Below are 18,571 nucleotides of genomic sequence, written 5' to 3'. Positions count from 1 at the left end.
ATGTATTTATAGAAAGCCATTCCTGTATGCGAATGGCTTTCTTATTTTAGGGTATTGTAATAAGTATCGATAACGAGCTTAAAAAACGTGCAGCAATTGTTGATTGTCCTTCACGCTATGCAAGTCAGCAAGTCAGCAAGTCAGCAAGTTAATTATTGTATTGGCAATGTTAACCTTGTTTGGCAAAGTCGATAAGTGTCTGTCCATCCATGCGATAGCCTAGCCACTCACTTTTGGGTTTCGCGCCAAGCGACTCATAGAAATCGATTGCAGGCTTGTTCCAATCTAAAACGCTCCACTCAAATCGACCGCAATCGTTTTCCACTGCTATTTTAGCCAAATGCTGAAGCAGTAATTTTCCCGCGCCGAGGCCTCGAGAGGTAGGCGATACGTACAAGTCTTCAAGATAAAGCCCGTTTCGCCCTTGCCATGTAGAGTAGTTAAAGAAATATACGGCGAAGCCAATAGGGGCATCGTTGTTTTCACAAATTACACAGTGAGCGGTGGCACCTTCACCGAATAATGTTTTTAGCAGTGCTTCTTCCGAGGCTTCTACTTCGTGTTCGGCTTTTTCATAAATAGCGAGTTCTAGAATAAATTGGCGAATTTGCGATATGTCGTTGGGCGTTGCAGGTCTTATAGAAATGGAATTGCTCATTGTATTTTCCTTTCAATACATGAAAAAAATGAGCCTTCAAAGGCTCATTTTTACGTAACAGTACTCGTTTATATCATCAGCCAAAAAGGCTAGTCAATTGAACTACTTGGCTGAGGCGGGGGGGAGACAGTATTGTCGCTGCCATCAGACTTCCTCTTGCGCACAATTTTGCTTTTAATAAACGTATATGGAACATGTAAATCTAGCAGAATCAGGTATAAGCAAGGCACCAAAATTAGCGTAACCAACGTGGCATACAGAACGGCAAAACCCAATGCCGCAGCCATAGGAACAACAAACGCGGCCTGCAAGCTGGTCTCAAACATGATTGGCAATACCCCAACGAACGTGGTGATAGAGGTAAGTGTAATCGCTCTAAAACGGGCGGTACCTGCCTCTGTAACCGCTTCTCTTACGCTATAGCCTTGCGCGCGGCGCTGATTCACAAAGTCAGTCATTACTAGCGAGTCATTGATTACAACCCCTGCTGCGGCAATCAGGCCGAAGTTAGACATCATAGATAGGTCTAAGCCCAAAACAAAGTGACCAAAAACTGCACCAGTAAAGCTAAAGGGTATTACCGACATGATAATGAGCGGCTGGCCATAACTTTTTAAAGGCACCGCTAATAATATATACACCATGATCATAGCGGCTAAGAAAAACAGTATCTGCTCATTTTGCTGCGCTTGCTGCTCTTCAATATCACCACCAAGTTCTGTCATTACCGATGGAAATAACTCTTTAAGCTGAGGAAGAAGTTTGTCCTTAATTTCTTCAACTATTTCATTAGGCTCAACTTTTTCTTCATCGATGTTGCCCCAAATATAAACGCTGCGGTATCCGCCCTCGCGGCGAATGTAGCTGATCCCAGGTTTTTCCTCTAACGCTACCACGTCGCCCAGCATAACCTCTTGTCCGCCTGGCGTTGTGATCAATGAGTACTTCAAATCAGCGAAACGTTCGCGGGTTAATTCTGGATAGCGAACCATGACTCTTACTTCTTCGCCGTTTCGAATAACGCGCTGTGCTTCACCGCCATAGAACCCAGCACCGACTTGTGATGCAATATTAGAAAGGGTGAGGCCTAAATCATAAGCAACAGGAAGTAGCGTCATCTGCACTTCTTTACTTGGTGGGTCGATAGTAGAACTTACATCAAACAACCCATCTTGCTGTTGCAGCATTTCGATGAACTTGAGACCTGCAGCATTTAATGTGTCGATATCAGGGCCAAACAGCAAATAACCAAACTCTCCGTCATCGCCGTCACCGTTTACATCGTCAACGACGGTAAAAGACTTCATCCCGCTAATTTCAGGAATAGCTTCGCGCCAGCGACGGGCAAGCTCGAAAGTATCGATGGGACGATCTTCTTCGTTTACCAGAGGCGCTAAAATTCGACCTTCGGTTCTATCTTCGTTAAAGGCGAGTCTATCTCTGATCATGCCTTGACCAAACTCATCAATAATTCGCTCTTCAACATCCAGTATAGTTTGCTCTACAATTTTAAGTGCATTGATGGTTGCCAAGTCAGATACGTTCTCATTCATTTCTATTTTTACGCTAGGAAAGTCGTGAGGTACTTTGGGGTTTGGAACCATGCGAACGTAATTAGCAGCAATCAGCCCCATGCTTAGCATTAACATTGCGATAAACATCATTAATACTGCCCAGCGCCACTCAATGGCTTTGATAACGGTGCGCTTGTAAGGGCCATTTACAAATGCAAAGAAACCTTTATTGAAGCGGGCTCGCCAACTATCCTGTTTAACTGGCGAAAACTTTGTATGGGCAAGGTGGGCGGGCAAAATTAGCTTAGATTCTATTAAGCTGAACGCCAGACAAAGAATAACAACGACGGCAATGTTATAGAAAAATGCGCCTTCTGGACCACTGCTTAATGTAAACGGAGCAAATACAGCAATTGTTGTTAAAACACCGAAGGTAGCGGGCGTTGCCACGCGTTTCGCGCCCCGAACAACATTGTCGATACCACCACCTTTACTCTCAATTTCAGTGTAGGCACTTTCCCCAATAACAATGGCATCATCAACGACAATACCCAGCACCATAATGAAAGCAAATAGCGACAGAATATTAATACTTACACCGAAGATAGGCATTAACATCATTGCGCCAAGAAAGCACACTGGCAGCCCTACCATCACCCACACAGCCAACCTAAAGCGAAGGAAAAGGGTAAGCATAAGCGCTACGAGAATAGAGCCTTGAACGAGGTTTGACAGCATCATGTCCAAACGCTGGTTAAGGTAATAGGTCATATCTACCAAAACTTCTAAACTGACACCCTGAGGAAGGTTTTCGTTTTTTTGTTTAATGTAGGTTTTAACGGTTTCTGCAACGGGAATAGTATTTTGTGTTTTCGTTGCCTTTACCGCAATGTAAATGGCGTTCATGCCGTTGTATTTGAAGTAGCGTTCTCCCTCAACAAAACCGTCGTTGATATAAGCAACATCACCGAGCGTGACCTTCGCACCGCCTGCGCCAATCTTTATGGGGATTTGTTTAAACTCGTCGCCGCTGTAATATTGGTTTTCAACACGCACCGATACGATGCCGGCATTAGTTCTGAGTTGACCCGCAGAAATGTTCGCTGAGTAGCTGTTAATCGCCTGAGTGACATCGCTAATTGTTAGCCCATATTTTCTGAGCGTATCCGGTTTAATTTCTATGGCAATTTCATCATCCGGTGTATTGGCTTCAACCAAGGAAATAGAACCTAGCTGTAACAGTTCATCTTCGACTTCTTTTGCCAGCACCTTCAGTTCAGACAGCGGTAAATCACCTACAAGAGGCATTTCAATAACTTGCTGTTGAAACTCTACTTGCGACACATTCACAGGCTCCATCCCAGCAGGGAAGGTGGCAATACTGTCCACGCGCAGTTTTACCTTATCCAGTACATCGGTAAGTTCAGCTTTGGTATCTATTTCCAAGGTAACCGCACCGCCACCGCGAAATGCTCTTGATACGGTTCGTTTGATCTCGGTGATATCTTTAACTGCTTCCTCGACTTTAATGAAAATACTTTCTTCAATCTCTTGAGGAGAGGCGCCAGGATAGTTTGCTTCAACGGTAATGTAGTTAATTTCGATGTTGGGAAACATCTGACGCTGAATAGTAAAGTAGCTGGCAATACCCATTACTATGATGAAGAACATGAGTAAGTTGGCGGCGACGGAGTTTCTCGCAAACCAGGCTATGATCCCGCTTTGTGTGTTATTGTGATTTTCCATGACAGCTCCTTAGTTTGCCTTAGCCGTCACAAGTTCGTCAGTGGTCTCGATCACCTTCACCGGCATTCCGTTCTGTGGGTACTCGGGGAGACTCATGACGACTTTACTCGCGTTAAAATCACCCTGAATAAGAAAGTCACCGTTCTCTTCCCGAACAACCTTTACTTTTTGTGATTTAAGTCTGTCTTCATCATCAAGCGTCCAAAGTAAGCGATTTGTTATGAGCTCTTGAGGTACACGGTATACATCACTAAGCGTCTTGCCTTCGAATGCAATCGTGCTGTATGAGCCAAACTTTATGATGGGTTTTGATGAGTTAATTGCGTATGGATCCTCAATACGAGCCACGAAATAACTCATACGGGTCGTACTGTCTACCACACCCGTATCTCTGTGAATTGTGCCCTTAACAGTAGCTCCTTGAATATCGTCTACTTCAATAACGATTTCGCTGCCTACGGTATTATCAGCTAAGAAAACGCGGTCGAAGCCAGCTATTGGGAAGGTGACTTCTGCGTACTCAATATTGTTGATAACCGCGACGGGTGTACCCTGCGTTACGTAGTCGCCGGTACTGATATTTCTACTTACCACTAACGCATCATACGGCGCTTTCACCTTACAATTTTCAAGGTCGCGCTTAGCGATTTTAAGTTGCGCTTCTGCGGATTTAAGCGCTGCCTTTGCGCTCATTACTTGAGGTTTGCGAAGGTAAAGATCAGTAACCCGCGCATTGGGCATCGTTTTCGCTTCCTTCGCTGCTACGTCGGCTTGCGCTTGCTCTTGAATTAACTGGGCCTGCGCGCTAGCAAGATTGGCTTCGGCCATCAAAAGCGCAGCTTCATAGGCATCTGCTTCTATTTCAAAAAGTGTTTCGCCGCGTCTCACCAATCCGCCGCTCACGAACTTGGGGTTCCATCGCTGAACTTCACCTGATACTTGAGCTGCAAGGTTGGTGGTTTCAAGCGGCGTTATCTCACCATAGGATGTTAACTGAACATGCACATTTTCTGGCGATAAAGTCTCAATGGTTACAGTGGGGCGGGTGTCTACCTCCTCTGTGATAGCAGAGTCAGTCGCTGAGGCTTCGATGCCTTTCATACCCATATAGCCAACTAATAAAACACCAATAGGCAATGCAACTTTCATCCATTTCATAGCTAAGTCTACTTTTAAAGCGAATACTTCTTATAGTGTATCGCTAAAGTGTTTCATGAATACAGCGCAAATGTAACGAAACGTAAGTCAAGTTAGTGTAAAGATTAAATGAGGTGAAGCGTTAAGACGAAGTCCGATGCTCAGAATGGGGAGGTGGGCTAATAGTCGAAATGGCACAAACCTGGTCTCTACCATTATCCTTTGCATGGTATAGCGCTTTGTCAGCACGTCTAATAGCATAGGATATATCGATATCCGGCGTCACTTCACTTACGCCAAAGCTACTTGTTACATAAAATTCATGACCGTTAATATTGAGGGGCGCTTGATTTAATGTTTCTCTAATTTGGTCAAGCGCCTCGACCGCACCCGTCTCATCAGTATCATTAAAGATAAACATAAATTCTTCACCGCCCCACCGAGCAATAATGTCTTGCGCGCGAAGGCGAGAGGTGAACACGTTGGATATCTGCACCAGTACCTCATCGCCCTGTTCGTGACCCAACGAGTCATTAATACTTTTAAAACGGTCAATATCGGCGATGGCGATTGAAAACTTACTTTTGTTACGCACAATTCTGGCATACTCGCGTTCGAGACACTGCTGTGCACCGCGTCTGTTTAATAACTGAGTAAGGTGATCGTGCTTTGCCTGGCGCTCAAACTGCTCGCTTAAATATAGCGCAGTATCGTAGCTTTTTTGACGGCTGTATTCGTAAAAAGCAGATAAAAAGGAGACCGTCATAAACGAATAGAGCAAACGCGTTTTAAACGCATAGGTATATTGCGTGAACAGTATTGCTTCGTCAAAGCCGAACAAGAGTAGCGCGCTCACTAGCGTAAATGCGATAAGTGAAAGTAATCCACGGATGAACCCTGCGAAAAACATAGTGACAGGAGGTACCAGGTATATCCATAAAGGCCCGGTATTATCTTTGCCACCCGTTATGAGTAACAGTAACGTGAGCACCATTAGGCAGATAATTAACAAGGTTATGGACGCAGTGCGCGCACGTGCCGTCGCAACACGTACCTGTAATCGCTGGGATATGGCGAATACAACGCTGGCAGTGAACAGGGTGGTTGAAAGCGGATATTCCGCCGCAAAGAAAGCGCGACAACCAAGCAGAAAAGTAATAGACATTCCCACAGCTGCGAACAAGTTGACAACCATGATCCGTCTATTGGTTTCGTCTTTGTAGTGACGACTTACGCCGCTAAATACATATTGCTTTAAAGCACTAAACATAACTGTAGGGTCTAAAATGTAGGGATCTAAAAATTCTGTTCAACGTGTTGAGCCAATTGCATTATGGTATTTCTCATGGCTTTAATACTGGATGGAAATCCGTCATTTTCTAGCGACGCGCTAAATTTAAAGGAATGAATAGAACCGTCTTCTGCTGCGCTACTAATCGTATATTGACCAGAGAATACAACCTCGCCCTCGTAGGTACTAATAAAATCGCTGATATGTAAAGTGATGTGCATTGACTCTTCATTGGGATACTGGTCCCCGCGATAGAGTGAAATTTGATTATCGGCTAATGCGCTTGCAAGCACTTTTGTCAGCCCTTCTTCCACTGGCTCAGCCCACAAATGACGAGTTGAAATGTGCAAATTAGTGTCACTCGTTTGATGCACTAACCCTCTATGCTTTAAATAATCAGGAAGGGTAATTTTATCTAAAACAATGGTCCGGTTAGCACCACTTTGCGTCAAGGGCATGCTATCGGTTGAATGGAGTAAATAATAGTTAAGTGAAGTAGGCGCCGAAGTGCATGCCTGCATTAATAGAAATAAAACTATTAAGGCGCTGATTTGTAAAGCTTTGTTTCTTAAAATTGCCAGGCCCGTTATAAACTGCTCTATCATTCGATTTGAATCCTTCATCCTTGATGGGCGGATGTAATTGTAATAATTTACACTGTATTCACACGCTTTTACATTAGACTATAGCGCAAATAAAATATGCGCGTATCGCGAAAATCAGTAACTGTGTATGATTTTCAAACACTTTTCGTGCCCAGTAAGTTGTAGAAAGTTTCAAAATTGCTAAAACGCCCATCTCTAATTTTTAGCTTTAGGCTGAACATCTGCTTCGCTATCCTGTGAGAAAATTAAGCTACTAGGCGATTGATTAAGTTTCAATAGTAGTGGCTGCATAGTTCTCATCGTTTCTTGGAGCGTATCCACCGTCTCTTTAATCTCTGATTGGTTGAAGCCACCTTCACTGTAGTTTTTGAGTAGTCCATCAAGGCTAACAAGTACTTGGTTAAGGTTACTGTTTAGCGCTTTTGCATCAATATCAGCGATAAGAACATCAAAATCATCACTTGCCGTCTCTACAGACTCAGCAGCAAGGCGCATGTCTTCAACCGCTAGCTGGACGTTTTCGACCATTTCTTTGAGTGGAAGCTGGTTAATTTTGTCGAGTATTGCGTCGGCTTTTTGCGTTAGCTGTGTGAATTCATTGCTCACGGTTGGAATCACTTCATAGCCATTGATTACGTCAATTTTGCCACTGCTACCCGCATCAGGAACGTGTTGTAAATCCACATACAAGCCACCTGTGAGTATGTTACCCATGCGTAAGGAAGCCCGAAGATCTCTGTTAAGCCAATTTCTAATGGTTTGCTTAATGGCGCTGAGGCCTTCTTCCGTATCGGGCTGTCGTGCTTTTCCGGGATAAATATTGATGAGAACAGGAATGGGGTAATCGCGCTCAAGAATGTTTCCTTCAACTGCTGGAAAAGAATTTATTGCTGTGACGTTACCAATTTCAATGCCACGGTATTCAACAGGTGCGCCTACGGTAAGACCGCGAACACTTTCGTCGATAAGTAACAAGTACTCGGCCGCCACCTTATAACGGGCGTCTGAGGCAGAGGCGCTGTCTCCATAAATGGTAAAGAACGCGTTATCCAACACCTGCTCGCCTGTAGGTACGCCTTCTGGAATGCCAAATGTAATCCCGTTTGCAAGCAGTGTTTCTAAGCTTCCTGTTTCTACACTCACTCCGTTAGATTCAAGTAGCAGCTTTACGCCACTGACGTCCCAAAAGCGGGTCGTGTTGGTAATTAGCTTATGATAAGGCGCTTCAATAAAGGCATCGTAATACACAACACGCTCTTCAATGTTGAAGGTCGCGTCTTCAAACTCGCCGACCTTAAAGCCTTTATAAATGATGGGGTCGCCGGGTTTATAGGCAAACTCGTCGTCACTTTTTAGCATGACGTGAAGGCCAGGCGTGCCTGGCGGGGTTACGGGCGGCCGCTCAAGCGCAGTAAATTTTAGCTGTTCTTTGCCTTTGTCGTTTGCCGACATGGCAATGTAACTGCCAGATAATAGGGTGTTAAGCCCTGATACTTCTGAAAAACTAATACGTGGAGCAACAACCCAGAATTTCGCATTTTCGTTGAGAAGATGAGCCGCACTGGCATCAATTCTGGCCGTCACAAGTACACCGTTTAAGTCAGGTTTCAGCGTTATCTTTTTTACCTGACCAATATCCAAATCACGCACTTTTATCGGCGTTTTATTTATTTCAATTCCCGTAGCAGATTGCAGTTCAATCGTTATAAGCGGGCCTTGATTCTTCCACTGGTAATACACCATCCAGCCGCCAATAATGATAACCAAAATAGGAATAATCCAAATGCGAGAGACTGACGAGGTTGGTTTCACCTTTGCTTCGTTTATATTCGGATCGTTAGCGGTCATGATAATTGCTTCCATTGCTGCCAAATTAGCCTAGAGTCAAACGTCATCGCGGCTATCATTGTTACAAATACTACGGCACAAAAGGCGAGTGCCGCTTGGCCGGGATAAATAGACATGGTGTTACCCATTTGAATAAGAGACACCAGCACTGCCACAACAAAAACGTCTATCATCGACCAGCGACCTATAGCTTCGGTGATGCGGTAATAACGTATACGTAATTGTTTCGATGTGGTTTTCTCTCGCTGAACGGAAAAGTTAAGCCAAGCAAGAATAATAATCTTTGCCACAGGTACGATGACACTGGCTATTAGAATAATAATGGCAACGGGGTATGAGCCGGACTCCCACAGCGAGATGACCCCACCGATGATCGTATTAGGTGTTTCCTGTCCAAAAAATTCAGTATACATAATTGGAAGCAGGTTGGCAGGGATATATAAAATGCAGGCAGTAAGCAATAGAGCCCACGTGCGCTGAATGCTCACCTTGGCCTGTGCTTCACATAAGGGCTTAGGCTGTGGTGGCACGCCTTGTGAAAGCCACATTGCATAGCGGGTGGCATCAAACTGAGATATGCATAGTGCTGTGAAAGCTGAAAAACCGATGAATGCATAAAATGACAGTCCTATAGAGACATCTGCAAGCTCAGTAATTTTGATGAGGCTAACTAATGTTCCGACAAGAAAAATTTCAGCCATACTCCAAGGCAATAGGGCTTTCACTAACTGTAGCAACCTAGGTAAATAAAACGGCCGGCGATTTTGAACGTGAGCGAGAGATAGTAGCAGCATTCCTGCTAACACCATACCCGGTAAAAGAAGTGTCGCTAAACTAGTGATAATGGCAAGCGATAAGTAATCGTGTTCAATAAGTACGGTAATGCCGGTCGGTAAGTCAATACTGTGTTTTTGCCCACTTGCTTTAAACGTGAGAAAGTTAAACGGCAGTGAGAGCAGTAAAAAAATAAGGGCGCTGGTGGTATAGGCTAGCAAGTTTTCGCTAGCGCCATTACGGTGAGATAACAACGTGTGATTGCATACGGGGCACACGGCCCGTTGCCTGTGTGCTAGGGCAGGTATGTGCACTTGGGTATGGCATTGCTCACAAACTATAGATAACGTATTAGATTCAGCCATAAGGTTTTCGCGCGCTACTTTTAGTTTGCTAAAAAGCGGCCAATAGATATAACCTGTTGATTTTTTAGAATCAACAGGATAGCGCATTGCGAGCACGTCGGGAAGTAAAGCCAGTCGTTTTTGGAAGATCACAATAATTATTGACAATTAAATCATGGAAATAAAACACGAAATCCGCAGTGTGTATGAAAAAGTAAAAAATCGAGGAAGGCGTCTGTTTTTGAAAAGGCGTATTGGCTTTACGCGCTTTTGGTTGAGCATCACTTTCGCCCAGCGTTGCTATTTTCTGGCAACCAGCATGCTTGTGTTGCAACTGCTTTTGAGTATCGAAAGTAGGCTGTTTGAAGCCATTATGTTTGGTTTTGCCCTTGCAGGTATTGTTAGCGAGACGTGGCCAAGGTTCATGGTGCTTTGGAACAGCTTACCTGGAAAAGCGCTGATCTTGTTCATTTATGCAATCATCGGGAACTTTGCGCTCGCCTCCGCTAGCGGTCTGGTTAACAGCATAACCGGCGTTTCTGCAAGCGCATTACCCTATAGCCACAATTTCGCCCTTATACTAATGGTGCCCAGTTGGTTCTTTGTTACCACGTTGATGGCGCTCGTTGGCGGCATGCTGTTAATTTTTGTTTACTTGTTTTTCTTATTGCTGCTAAAACCTTTTGGTGTACAAAGGCTATGGCACAAACCCGGCTATCGTTTTGTTTTATCTACCGCCGTAGCGCGCTTTGTTTGGACGCTAGGCGTGGCACTGCAACTTGGCGTTGTAGCAGGGCAGGTGGGATTACTCTCTGAATTCAATAGTGAAAGCGCCAACCCTCTCATTACCGTTGAGGATACGACTAAACAGCAGCTTGAAAGTAATGAAACACAGTTAATAGAAAAACAGACAGAAGAAGTCTCTGAATTAGAAAAAGACTTAACGACGCTGTTAAATGATGCAAAAGAAAAAAGTATTAACTACAAAAAAACACAGCGCCAAGCGCTGGCCAGTTTTATCTATGAATTTGAGGCTGATTCTCGTTCACGGTGCGCTCATCCTGAAGGAACTCGGGTGATTGAACTCAATGACTATGAGATTTTGCAAATAGTACAATCTACTGAGGCAGAGGACGGTTACATTTATTCGGTAGAGCCATGTCGTTCGGCTGCTGTTGGAGTAACTATTACTCCGTAACACAAAAATTCTATTTTTATGCTGTTTTAGCATTAAAAAAGCCTGCTAACTGTGCGTGTGAGCAGGCTTTTATATTCACGAGATCGTATTAGCTTAACGTTTTAGACTGACTTAGAAGCTAGCGTTGCCCGGTGTACGTGGGAATGGAATAACGTCACGTACGTTTTGCATGCCGGTTACGTATGCCACAAGGCGTTCAAAACCAAGGCCGAAACCAGAGTGAGGTACAGTGCCGTAGCGGCGAAGGTCGCGATACCAAGCGTAGTCTTCTTTCGATAGGCCCATTTCGTCAAGGCGTGCATCGAAAACGTCTAGGCGCTCTTCACGCTGTGAACCACCAATGATTTCACCGATGCCTGGCGCTAGCACGTCCATTGCTGCAACGGTTTTACCGTCATCGTTAATGCGCATGTAGAAGGCTTTAATATCCTTCGGATAGTTCTGCATGATGATTGGTGCGCCAACATGCTCTTCGGCAAGGTAACGCTCATGTTCAGAAGATAAATCGATGCCCCATTCAACAGGGAATTCGAATTCTTTACCACAGTTTTGCAGAATTTCGATAGCGTCAGTGTAGTCCATGCGAACAAAGTCAGAGCTTACCAACTTCTCTAAACGCTCAATGGCATCTTTCTTAATGCGCTGCGCAAAGAACGCCATGTCATCAGGCAGCTCTTCTAGCACCGCTTTACACACATATTTCAGCATGTCTTCAGCAAGCTGCGCGACATCTTTTAGTTCAGCAAATGCCACTTCAGGCTCAATCATCCAGAACTCAGCGAGGTGACGAGAGGTATTTGAGTTTTCAGCGCGGAATGTAGGTCCGAAGGTGTATACCTTAGACATAGCAGTACAGTATGTTTCAACGTTAAGCTGACCTGATACCGTTAGGTAGGTTTCTTTACCGAAGAAATCTTCTGAATAATCAACGTTACCTTTGTCATCTAGCGGAAGGTTCATCATATCAAGAGTCGATACGCGGAACATTTCACCCGCACCTTCTGTGTCGCTAGCCGTTAAAATTGGCGTAGAGATCCAAAAGTAGCCTCTCTCGTGGAAAAAGCGGTGAATAGCCTGAGATAAACAGTTGCGAACGCGCGTTACCGCACCAATCACGTTAGTGCGGGGGCGAAGATGAGCATACTCACGAAGATACTCAATGCTGTGGCGTTTTGCTGCCATTGGGTAGGTGTCAGGGTTTTCCACCAAACCGACAATTTCCACCTCGGTAGCATCAATTTCTAGTGCCTGGCCTTGACCTTGCGACTCTTTCACTGTGCCGGTTACCGACAAAGAGCAACCTGCTGTTAGGCGCTGTATATCGGCGTAATTTGACAGAGAATTAAGCGCAATAACTTGAACAGGATCAAAGCAACTACCGTCGTGTAGTGCAATAAAAGATAACCCCGCTTTAGAGTCACGGCGTGTTCTTACCCAACCCTTTACGGTTACCGATTCGCCAACGGCGTACTTACCTTTAAGTACGTCAACTACGGGCGCATGCGTCATGTTAATTTCTCCGTCTTACTGATTTTATGCAGTTTCTTGCTATTGAGCCGTGCCCAACAACCTTGTGCATTCACTCATTTACGCTTAAATGATGAAATGCATATAAATTGGTTTATTAGTCAATGTTTTGGATTGTGATGCCGATAAAAACTTATAATCTGTAGCGCTGCTAATCTGCCAAAAAAACGCTCGCGAATTTTGAACAGTCTTCAGCGATGCAAAATACTTTCGCGAAATACCTGTCGAAAGTTGAATAGCTTACCAATCGCGACATGCTTTATATCGACCGCAATATGCTATGGTGATAGATAAATAAGCAATGAATTACAATCCAATAGCACGCTAGTATACCCAACAAAAAGCGGGATGCCAGAGAACAGAGTGACAAATGGGAAATAAAAATGATTCAAACACGTCAGTGCCCCAGCGAGTACAAGAACCAAGCGGTTCTCAACGCGATGCTAATCGTTCCAATGATATTGAAAATGAAAAAAGTAAGATGACTTACGAAGAGCTTGCCGAGCGTCGTTCTACACCTCGTTCCCAAACACCATTTTACAAGGTGATGCTAACGCTGAACATAGTTGGTTGGGTAGGCATGGTTGTCGTGCTGGTGCTGTTCCACTATGCCCGACCTGATTTCATCAGTGGCGTGCAGCAATATTGGGGAATAGAGGGCGATACAACCTGGTCTGAAACTCACCTTTCAGCCATGACCATTATGCTGCAGATATGTTTGGTCGTTACCTTGATAAGCATCATTATGCGCGCAAGAAGAAACCGTCGCCGCTCAGACAGCTTTGGGGTTAATCTTTTTATCTTGTTTGGCATCGCCGCTATCAGCTTAATTACGCTTGCTACAACGTTAGGGCTGTAAAGACTGACATACTTTCGTCCATCGAATGATAAAAACAGAAACGGCCTGACCCAAAGGGCCAAGCCGTCGTCTATTATCAAACGCTTACCAATTGCCTAATCATGCAACACGGTTAAATAAACGCAGCCTGTATAAGCCAATACGTATAGGCTGCATAAGCCAGCACAAATGCGCCACCTTCTAAGCGGTTTAAGCGTCCTTGGCCTTTAATGCCAATACAGAAAATAAATAGCGCTACGGAAGAAGCAAACATCACCATGGCGTCGCGATACAAGAAGTCTGATGCTACCGCCATGGGCTGAATTGTCCCTGCAATACCAACCACCGCTAATGTATTAAACATGTTTGAGCCAATCACGTTACCTATGGCGAGGTCGTGCTCACCCTTTTTAACCGCCATCAAGGATGAAGCCAATTCAGGTAAAGAGGTACCGATAGCGATAACGGTCAAACCTATGATAGTGTCGCTTACACCAAAGAAGGTGGCGACTTCTACTGCTCCCCAAACCAGCATACGAGAACTTGCCACAAGTAAAAGCAAACCTGCAATTAACCACATTATGTGAGTTTTAACCGTGCCTTCGTTACTGTTAATTTCTTCATCATATTCATCGGCAAGGGCGTCTTTATCTCCCTTCATACCGTGGTAGATACTCCATGAAATCAGCAAGACGAACAAACCTAGCAGTGAAAACGCATCGTCTTTAGAGACGTTAAGATCCCATATTTGCCAAACTGCAAAGAAAGTAATGCCTAACAACACAGGCAGTTCTTTCTTGATGATTTCAGACTTTACTGCAATTGGGCTGATGAGTGCGGTCAAACCTAGAATCAACAAAATATTTGCAGTGTTGGAGCCGTAGGCGTTACCTAACGCAATGCCAGAGTTACCTTGGATGGCGGCAAAGATTGACACAATGATTTCCGGAGCCGATGTGCCGAATCCAATAATTAACATACCAATAAGAAGAGGAGATAAACCAAAATGGTTAGCGACAGATGCTGCTCCACCTACGAACTTCCCTGCGCTCCACAGTAAAACCGGTAACCCGATTAAAATAGCCAAGCTGGCTAATAGCATATGTACTCCTTAAACCATTTGTGTCTTTTTGCCCACTTCTATGTATAGGCAAAATTAATAAATAAAAGCTGTTTCGATAGATTTATTAGCACATAAGTTTTTGTTGTCTTAACGATGAAAAAAAGCCGTGCTAATTGTGCTTTGAAAAAAATAAGTTGAGCGTAAACTCAGCGCCACTTTCACCGTGTTTGTAATTTAAGCAAACACTAAGCTAATTGTAACTAACCACACACTTTTTAGAAGCGATATACATGCACAATACCTTGATTGTTACTGATGATGTTACTCCTTTTCGTAACACAGCTTTAACCGTGCTTACTTTTCAGGATTACCTTGCTGAATTCCCTAAACTGAACGAGCCCAAGACACGGGTGATCAACATATGCGATACCACGCGCTATTTAAGCGAAGGGTACTACTGTTCGCTTTTAGCTCAAGCTCGTAATCACTCTGTTTTGCCCGCTGTAAACACGATTAACGATTTACGTATGGCAGAAGAGAAAAGTATTGACCGTATTGTCTTTTCGCTTTCTGTCGTGCAAGAAAATACCGAAATTGCTGACGAGCCTTTATTAGTACTATTCGGCGAAGTGAAAGATCAGCGCTTTAAGCGTTTAGCGCGGCAAGCGTTTGAAAAATATCCGTACCCCGTTTTGGTTTTAAGCCCAACCGTAACTAATACCAAAATGTCCCCTAAAAACAATGGGAAAGTTCAGATAGAAGGGTTTGCTAGCGTACAGGCAAAAGCGTTTAAAGATCTCGATGCAAAGCAACAGGCTCGTTTTATTGAACAGCTAGAAGCACATACGAAAATTCAATGGAAAGCGGGTAAAACCAGCAAGCGAACTCGCTGGGACATGGCGATTTTGGTTAACCCAGAAGAAAGCACGCCGCCCAGTGATGAACGTGCTATTAAAAATTTCGTTAAAGCGGCTGAAAAAGTGGGCTTTCGCGCAGATGTGGTAAGCCGCTTGTCGCAAGAAGAATTAGGGCAATACGACGCACTGTTCATTCGTGAAACCACAGCGATTGACCACCACACATACCGATTGGCTCGAGCCGCCGAGCGTGAAGGAATTGTGGTAATGGACGACACGCAGTCAATTTTGCGCTGCTGTAATAAGGTGTACTTGCAGGATGCGTTTGCTTATCAAAAAGTACCAGCGCCAAAAGCGACCTTCGTATCAAGCGCCACGGATGAAGTGTGCGATAAATTAATTACTGACTTTGGATTACCGCTGGTATTAAAGCTGCCGGAAAGCTCGTTTTCGCGTGGCGTTCACAAAGCTGAAAATAAAGAAGCGTTAAAAACTCGTTTAGAACAAATGTTGGCTGAATCGGCCTTAGTGCTGGTTCAAGAGTATATTTTTACTGAATTCGATTGGCGTATTGGCGTGCTAGGCGGCAAACCGATTTATGCATGTCAGTATTTTATGGTACGTAATCACTGGCAAATTTATAACCATCAGGGTGATCGATTCTCATCGGGTGGGTTCGCCACCATGCCTACGTTTGAAGTGCCTAAGCCGGTCTTACAGGCCGCAATTAAAGCAGCAAAGGCAGTAGGCGATGGTCTGTACGGTGTAGACATAAAACAAACCGGCAACGCCGTTTATGTTATTGAAGTGAACGACAACCCAAGTATTGACTCTGGGGTTGAAGATAAATATCTAGGCAAAGAGCTGTACGAATTAATTATGCAGGAGTTTGCCGACAGATTGGAGCAAAGAGGGCGATGATTCCATCGGCTGAAGCAGTGAGTAAAACGAGCAGTGTGCATAAAATGAATAGCGAAAATCCGACGATGGAAAATTTGCCTAAAGATGAATCGACCGCTGGGCAAGAAATTTCGTACTCGCCCTCAACACAGCCAAGTATTGAGCTACGGGTTGCCACCTTGCAAGATCTTCCTTCTCTTCAGCATATTGAGAAAACCTGTTTCACTACTGACAGGCTCAGTAAAAGCCGATTTAAATTTTATATAGAGGCAACACATGCCGAGCTTATTGTAGCCGTACGCGATTGTCCTTCTACGGTGAGCGGCCTGGACGAAAGTAAGTACGGAAAACGTGGGCAAACTACTCACAATACAATAGAAGGTCTGCACGGAAGCGATAGTCGTGAGCAGAGCATCGTCGGCTATGGATTACTTTTGCTTCGCCGTGGTACGCAACTTACCCGTTTATATTCTATTGCAGTGCTTCCAGAGGCGAGAGGACTGGGTATCGCTGAGAAATTAATAAACAGCTTGGGGGAGCGGGCGCTTTTGCGGGGAAAGCGATTTATGCGCCTGGAAGTGGCGGTTGGTAACGCTGGTGCTATTGCGCTCTACAAAAAGCTGGGGTTTAGCCAATTTGGTATGTATACCGATTATTACGATGATCACACTGACGCATTACGCATGCAAAAGGTATTGGTTCCAAGTAAATCGGTTAAACCTGAGGTTTATCCTTGGTATCAGCAAACTACGGATTTTACCTGTGGCCCATCAGCACTAATGATGGCAATGTGCGCGCTCGACAATAACTTTGAAATGACACAGGAAAAAGAACTGTCGTTATGGCGAACGGCGACAACAATTTTCATGATGTCGGGACACGGTGGATGCCATCCAGTTGGATTGGCACTTGCGGCAGTGAACGAAGGGTACAGGGCAGACGTTGTTATCAATCAAAATGTGCCGCTTTTCGTAGACGGCGTGCGTGATACTAATAAAAAGGCGATTGTAGAAAATGTTGAGGCCCAATTTATGGCAGACGCTGCTGTGAAAGGGATCTCTGTAGACATTTCAGACTGGCGCATCGGTATCATTGACCAAACTTTAAAATCTGGTGGTGCTGTTTTGTGCCTTATTAGCACATATGCTTTCGATAAAAAGAAAGTGCCCCATTGGGTAGCAGTTACGAGCTGTGACGCTCACTGCTACTACCTTCATGATCCTGACGCAAGCGAAGGTCAGCCCGTTGAGTATCAGCACATTCCGGTTGCTCGCGATGATTTTTTAAGACTTGCCAGTTATGGCACGCGTAAAGTAAGAACATTGGTCCTCCTTAAATTGAAGAAATAAACCTATTACGAAAGTTACGTTTTAGCTAAGGTCTTAAGATAGCAAAGGTGTCAAGAGGCCTTAGTGGTGAACCTGCGTAACATTTACCTTGTTGTTTAGCGTTTTAAGCTTATTCACGAGTTGAGAAAGTTCTTTTACTGAACCTGAATAGTCGATGTGCTTATTCATCTCCTGACCTTTCACTGCACTTCTATAAAGCGCCCCACTTTCAAAACATGCGGTTTGTGCGTCCAACGTATTCCATTCCGCTTTTAAGTCGCTTGGAATACAATGACGTTTGGCTGTAATTTTGTCTTTAATTTGCAACACTTTTCCGATTAACAATTGAGCATCTGTTGGCATAATCACTTCTCCTTTTACCATTTTTTCAAGCAAGTTACTGATATATAAATGAAGTTTTAGTTCGCTGCTTTAAATAAAACAACTATGCAAATCTTCACTTCTTGCTCTTATATGGAAGTTTGCATTATTGATGCCATGTTCAATAAAAACTTTGAAGCGTAGGATTCGCCTTGGTGTTAAACGAAAGTCTTTGTGCGGGGAGCGTTAGGGAATTAACAGTGCATACTATTTATAAGAATAGCGTTTCGGCTTGTTTCTTACTTTCCTAACTTGGCAATAGCAAAAATGCGGTGTCCAAATCAGTAAATTTATAAAAATAGCGGTAACTAAGCTAAATACAATAGATGATGGGGTTAATGGTACTGATGGTCTGAAGTTGTCTAAAACGCGATTAAGTGTTCCATACTGAGAGGGAGAAGCCATAAACACGAGCTGTTCAAAATAGTGTCCGTGCTCTAACTTTCTCATACCTTGTTCAAGGGTAGTGATCTGCGCGAAGCGAGACGCTTTCATTGAGGCGTTTTCTGACGTGGTCAAGCAAATTCACACAACCCAGTTAAGCAGCTTTTTCTAAGTCCGC

Annotated in this window: 15 protein-coding genes; 4 read left to right on the top strand and 11 right to left on the bottom strand. The window is 44.2% G+C overall.

The genetic code is table 11. The features are described from left to right. Positions 1-169: 169 nt before the first annotated feature. From JC525_RS00075 to JC525_RS00045, 7 genes are all read right to left on the bottom strand, one after another. On the bottom strand, positions 170-658 hold the full coding sequence (locus JC525_RS00075) for a GNAT family N-acetyltransferase (RefSeq protein WP_198812772.1): 489 nt from the start codon (positions 656-658) through the stop codon (positions 170-172). 89 nt (positions 659-747) lie between these two features. Further along, entirely contained in the window at positions 748-3,918 is a 3,171-nt protein-coding gene (locus JC525_RS00070; RefSeq protein WP_198812770.1) for an efflux RND transporter permease subunit, read from the bottom strand. Positions 3,919-3,927: 9 nt separating this feature from the next. Continuing rightward, a complete protein-coding gene (locus JC525_RS00065) occupies positions 3,928-5,076 on the bottom strand; it encodes an efflux RND transporter periplasmic adaptor subunit (RefSeq protein ID WP_198812768.1) in 1,149 nt (382 codons plus the stop codon). Between the two features lie 121 nt (positions 5,077-5,197). Beyond that, on the bottom strand, positions 5,198-6,325 hold the full coding sequence (locus JC525_RS00060) for a GGDEF domain-containing protein (protein ID WP_198812766.1): 1,128 nt from the start codon (positions 6,323-6,325) through the stop codon (positions 5,198-5,200). Between the two features lie 26 nt (positions 6,326-6,351). Further along, positions 6,352-6,951: a PqiC family protein gene (locus tag JC525_RS00055; RefSeq protein WP_198812764.1), complete on the bottom strand. Its 600-nt coding sequence runs from the start codon at positions 6,949-6,951 to the stop codon at positions 6,352-6,354. A 195-nt stretch (positions 6,952-7,146) separates the two neighbouring features. Continuing rightward, entirely contained in the window at positions 7,147-8,799 is a 1,653-nt protein-coding gene (pqiB, locus tag JC525_RS00050; RefSeq protein WP_198812762.1) for an intermembrane transport protein PqiB, read from the bottom strand. Next, a complete protein-coding gene (locus JC525_RS00045) occupies positions 8,796-9,938 on the bottom strand; it encodes a paraquat-inducible protein A (RefSeq protein WP_198813856.1) in 1,143 nt (380 codons plus the stop codon). The genes pqiB and JC525_RS00045 overlap by 4 nt, the downstream gene beginning before the upstream one ends. Positions 9,939-10,158: 220 nt before the next feature. On the opposite strand from JC525_RS00045, the gene JC525_RS00040 reads away from it, so the two are divergent. Next, complete coding sequence (locus JC525_RS00040; RefSeq protein ID WP_233094787.1) at positions 10,159-11,115, top strand: phage scaffolding protein; 957 nt, start codon at positions 10,159-10,161, stop codon at positions 11,113-11,115. A gap of 111 nt (positions 11,116-11,226) precedes the next feature. Here JC525_RS00040 and asnS read toward each other — a convergent pair whose 3' ends face one another. After that, the gene (asnS, locus tag JC525_RS00035) at positions 11,227-12,624 is read right to left on the bottom strand and encodes an asparagine--tRNA ligase (RefSeq protein ID WP_198812758.1); all 1,398 of its coding nucleotides are present in this window, start codon (positions 12,622-12,624) and stop codon (positions 11,227-11,229) included. A gap of 388 nt (positions 12,625-13,012) precedes the next feature. Here asnS and JC525_RS00030 point away from each other — a divergent pair, with 388 nt between their 5' ends. Next, on the top strand, positions 13,013-13,501 hold the full coding sequence (locus JC525_RS00030) for a hypothetical protein (RefSeq protein ID WP_198812750.1): 489 nt from the start codon (positions 13,013-13,015) through the stop codon (positions 13,499-13,501). Positions 13,502-13,613: 112 nt separating this feature from the next. On the opposite strand, the gene JC525_RS00025 is transcribed toward JC525_RS00030, so the two are convergent. Beyond that, complete coding sequence (locus JC525_RS00025) at positions 13,614-14,582, bottom strand: calcium/sodium antiporter (protein ID WP_198812748.1); 969 nt, start codon at positions 14,580-14,582, stop codon at positions 13,614-13,616. Between the two features lie 251 nt (positions 14,583-14,833). Here JC525_RS00025 and JC525_RS00020 point away from each other — a divergent pair, with 251 nt between their 5' ends. Both JC525_RS00020 and JC525_RS00015 read left to right on the top strand, forming a co-directional pair. Then, positions 14,834-16,321, top strand: a complete 1,488-nt coding sequence (locus JC525_RS00020; protein ID WP_198812740.1) for a RimK family protein — start codon at positions 14,834-14,836, stop codon at positions 16,319-16,321. Next, positions 16,318-17,649 carry a GNAT family N-acetyltransferase/peptidase C39 family protein gene (locus JC525_RS00015; protein ID WP_198812738.1) on the top strand — a complete coding sequence of 444 codons (1,332 nt, stop codon included), beginning with the start codon at positions 16,318-16,320 and terminating at the stop codon, positions 17,647-17,649. Before JC525_RS00020 ends, JC525_RS00015 begins: the two co-directional genes overlap by 4 nt. Positions 17,650-17,709: 60 nt before the next feature. On the opposite strand, the gene JC525_RS00010 is transcribed toward JC525_RS00015, so the two are convergent. Both JC525_RS00010 and JC525_RS00005 read right to left on the bottom strand, forming a co-directional pair. Continuing rightward, positions 17,710-17,991 carry a hypothetical protein gene (locus JC525_RS00010; protein WP_198812736.1) on the bottom strand — a complete coding sequence of 94 codons (282 nt, stop codon included), beginning with the start codon at positions 17,989-17,991 and terminating at the stop codon, positions 17,710-17,712. A gap of 225 nt (positions 17,992-18,216) precedes the next feature. Beyond that, a complete protein-coding gene (locus JC525_RS00005; RefSeq protein ID WP_233094786.1) occupies positions 18,217-18,504 on the bottom strand; it encodes a DUF2937 family protein in 288 nt (95 codons plus the stop codon). Between the last annotated feature and the right edge of the window lie 67 nt (positions 18,505-18,571).

Source organism: Alteromonas sp. IB21 (assembly GCF_016405965.1).
Lineage (GTDB): Bacteria > Pseudomonadota > Gammaproteobacteria > Enterobacterales > Alteromonadaceae > Alteromonas.
The sequence above is the reverse complement of the archived record's forward strand: the minus strand, read 5'-3'. Positions and strand labels throughout refer to the sequence as shown.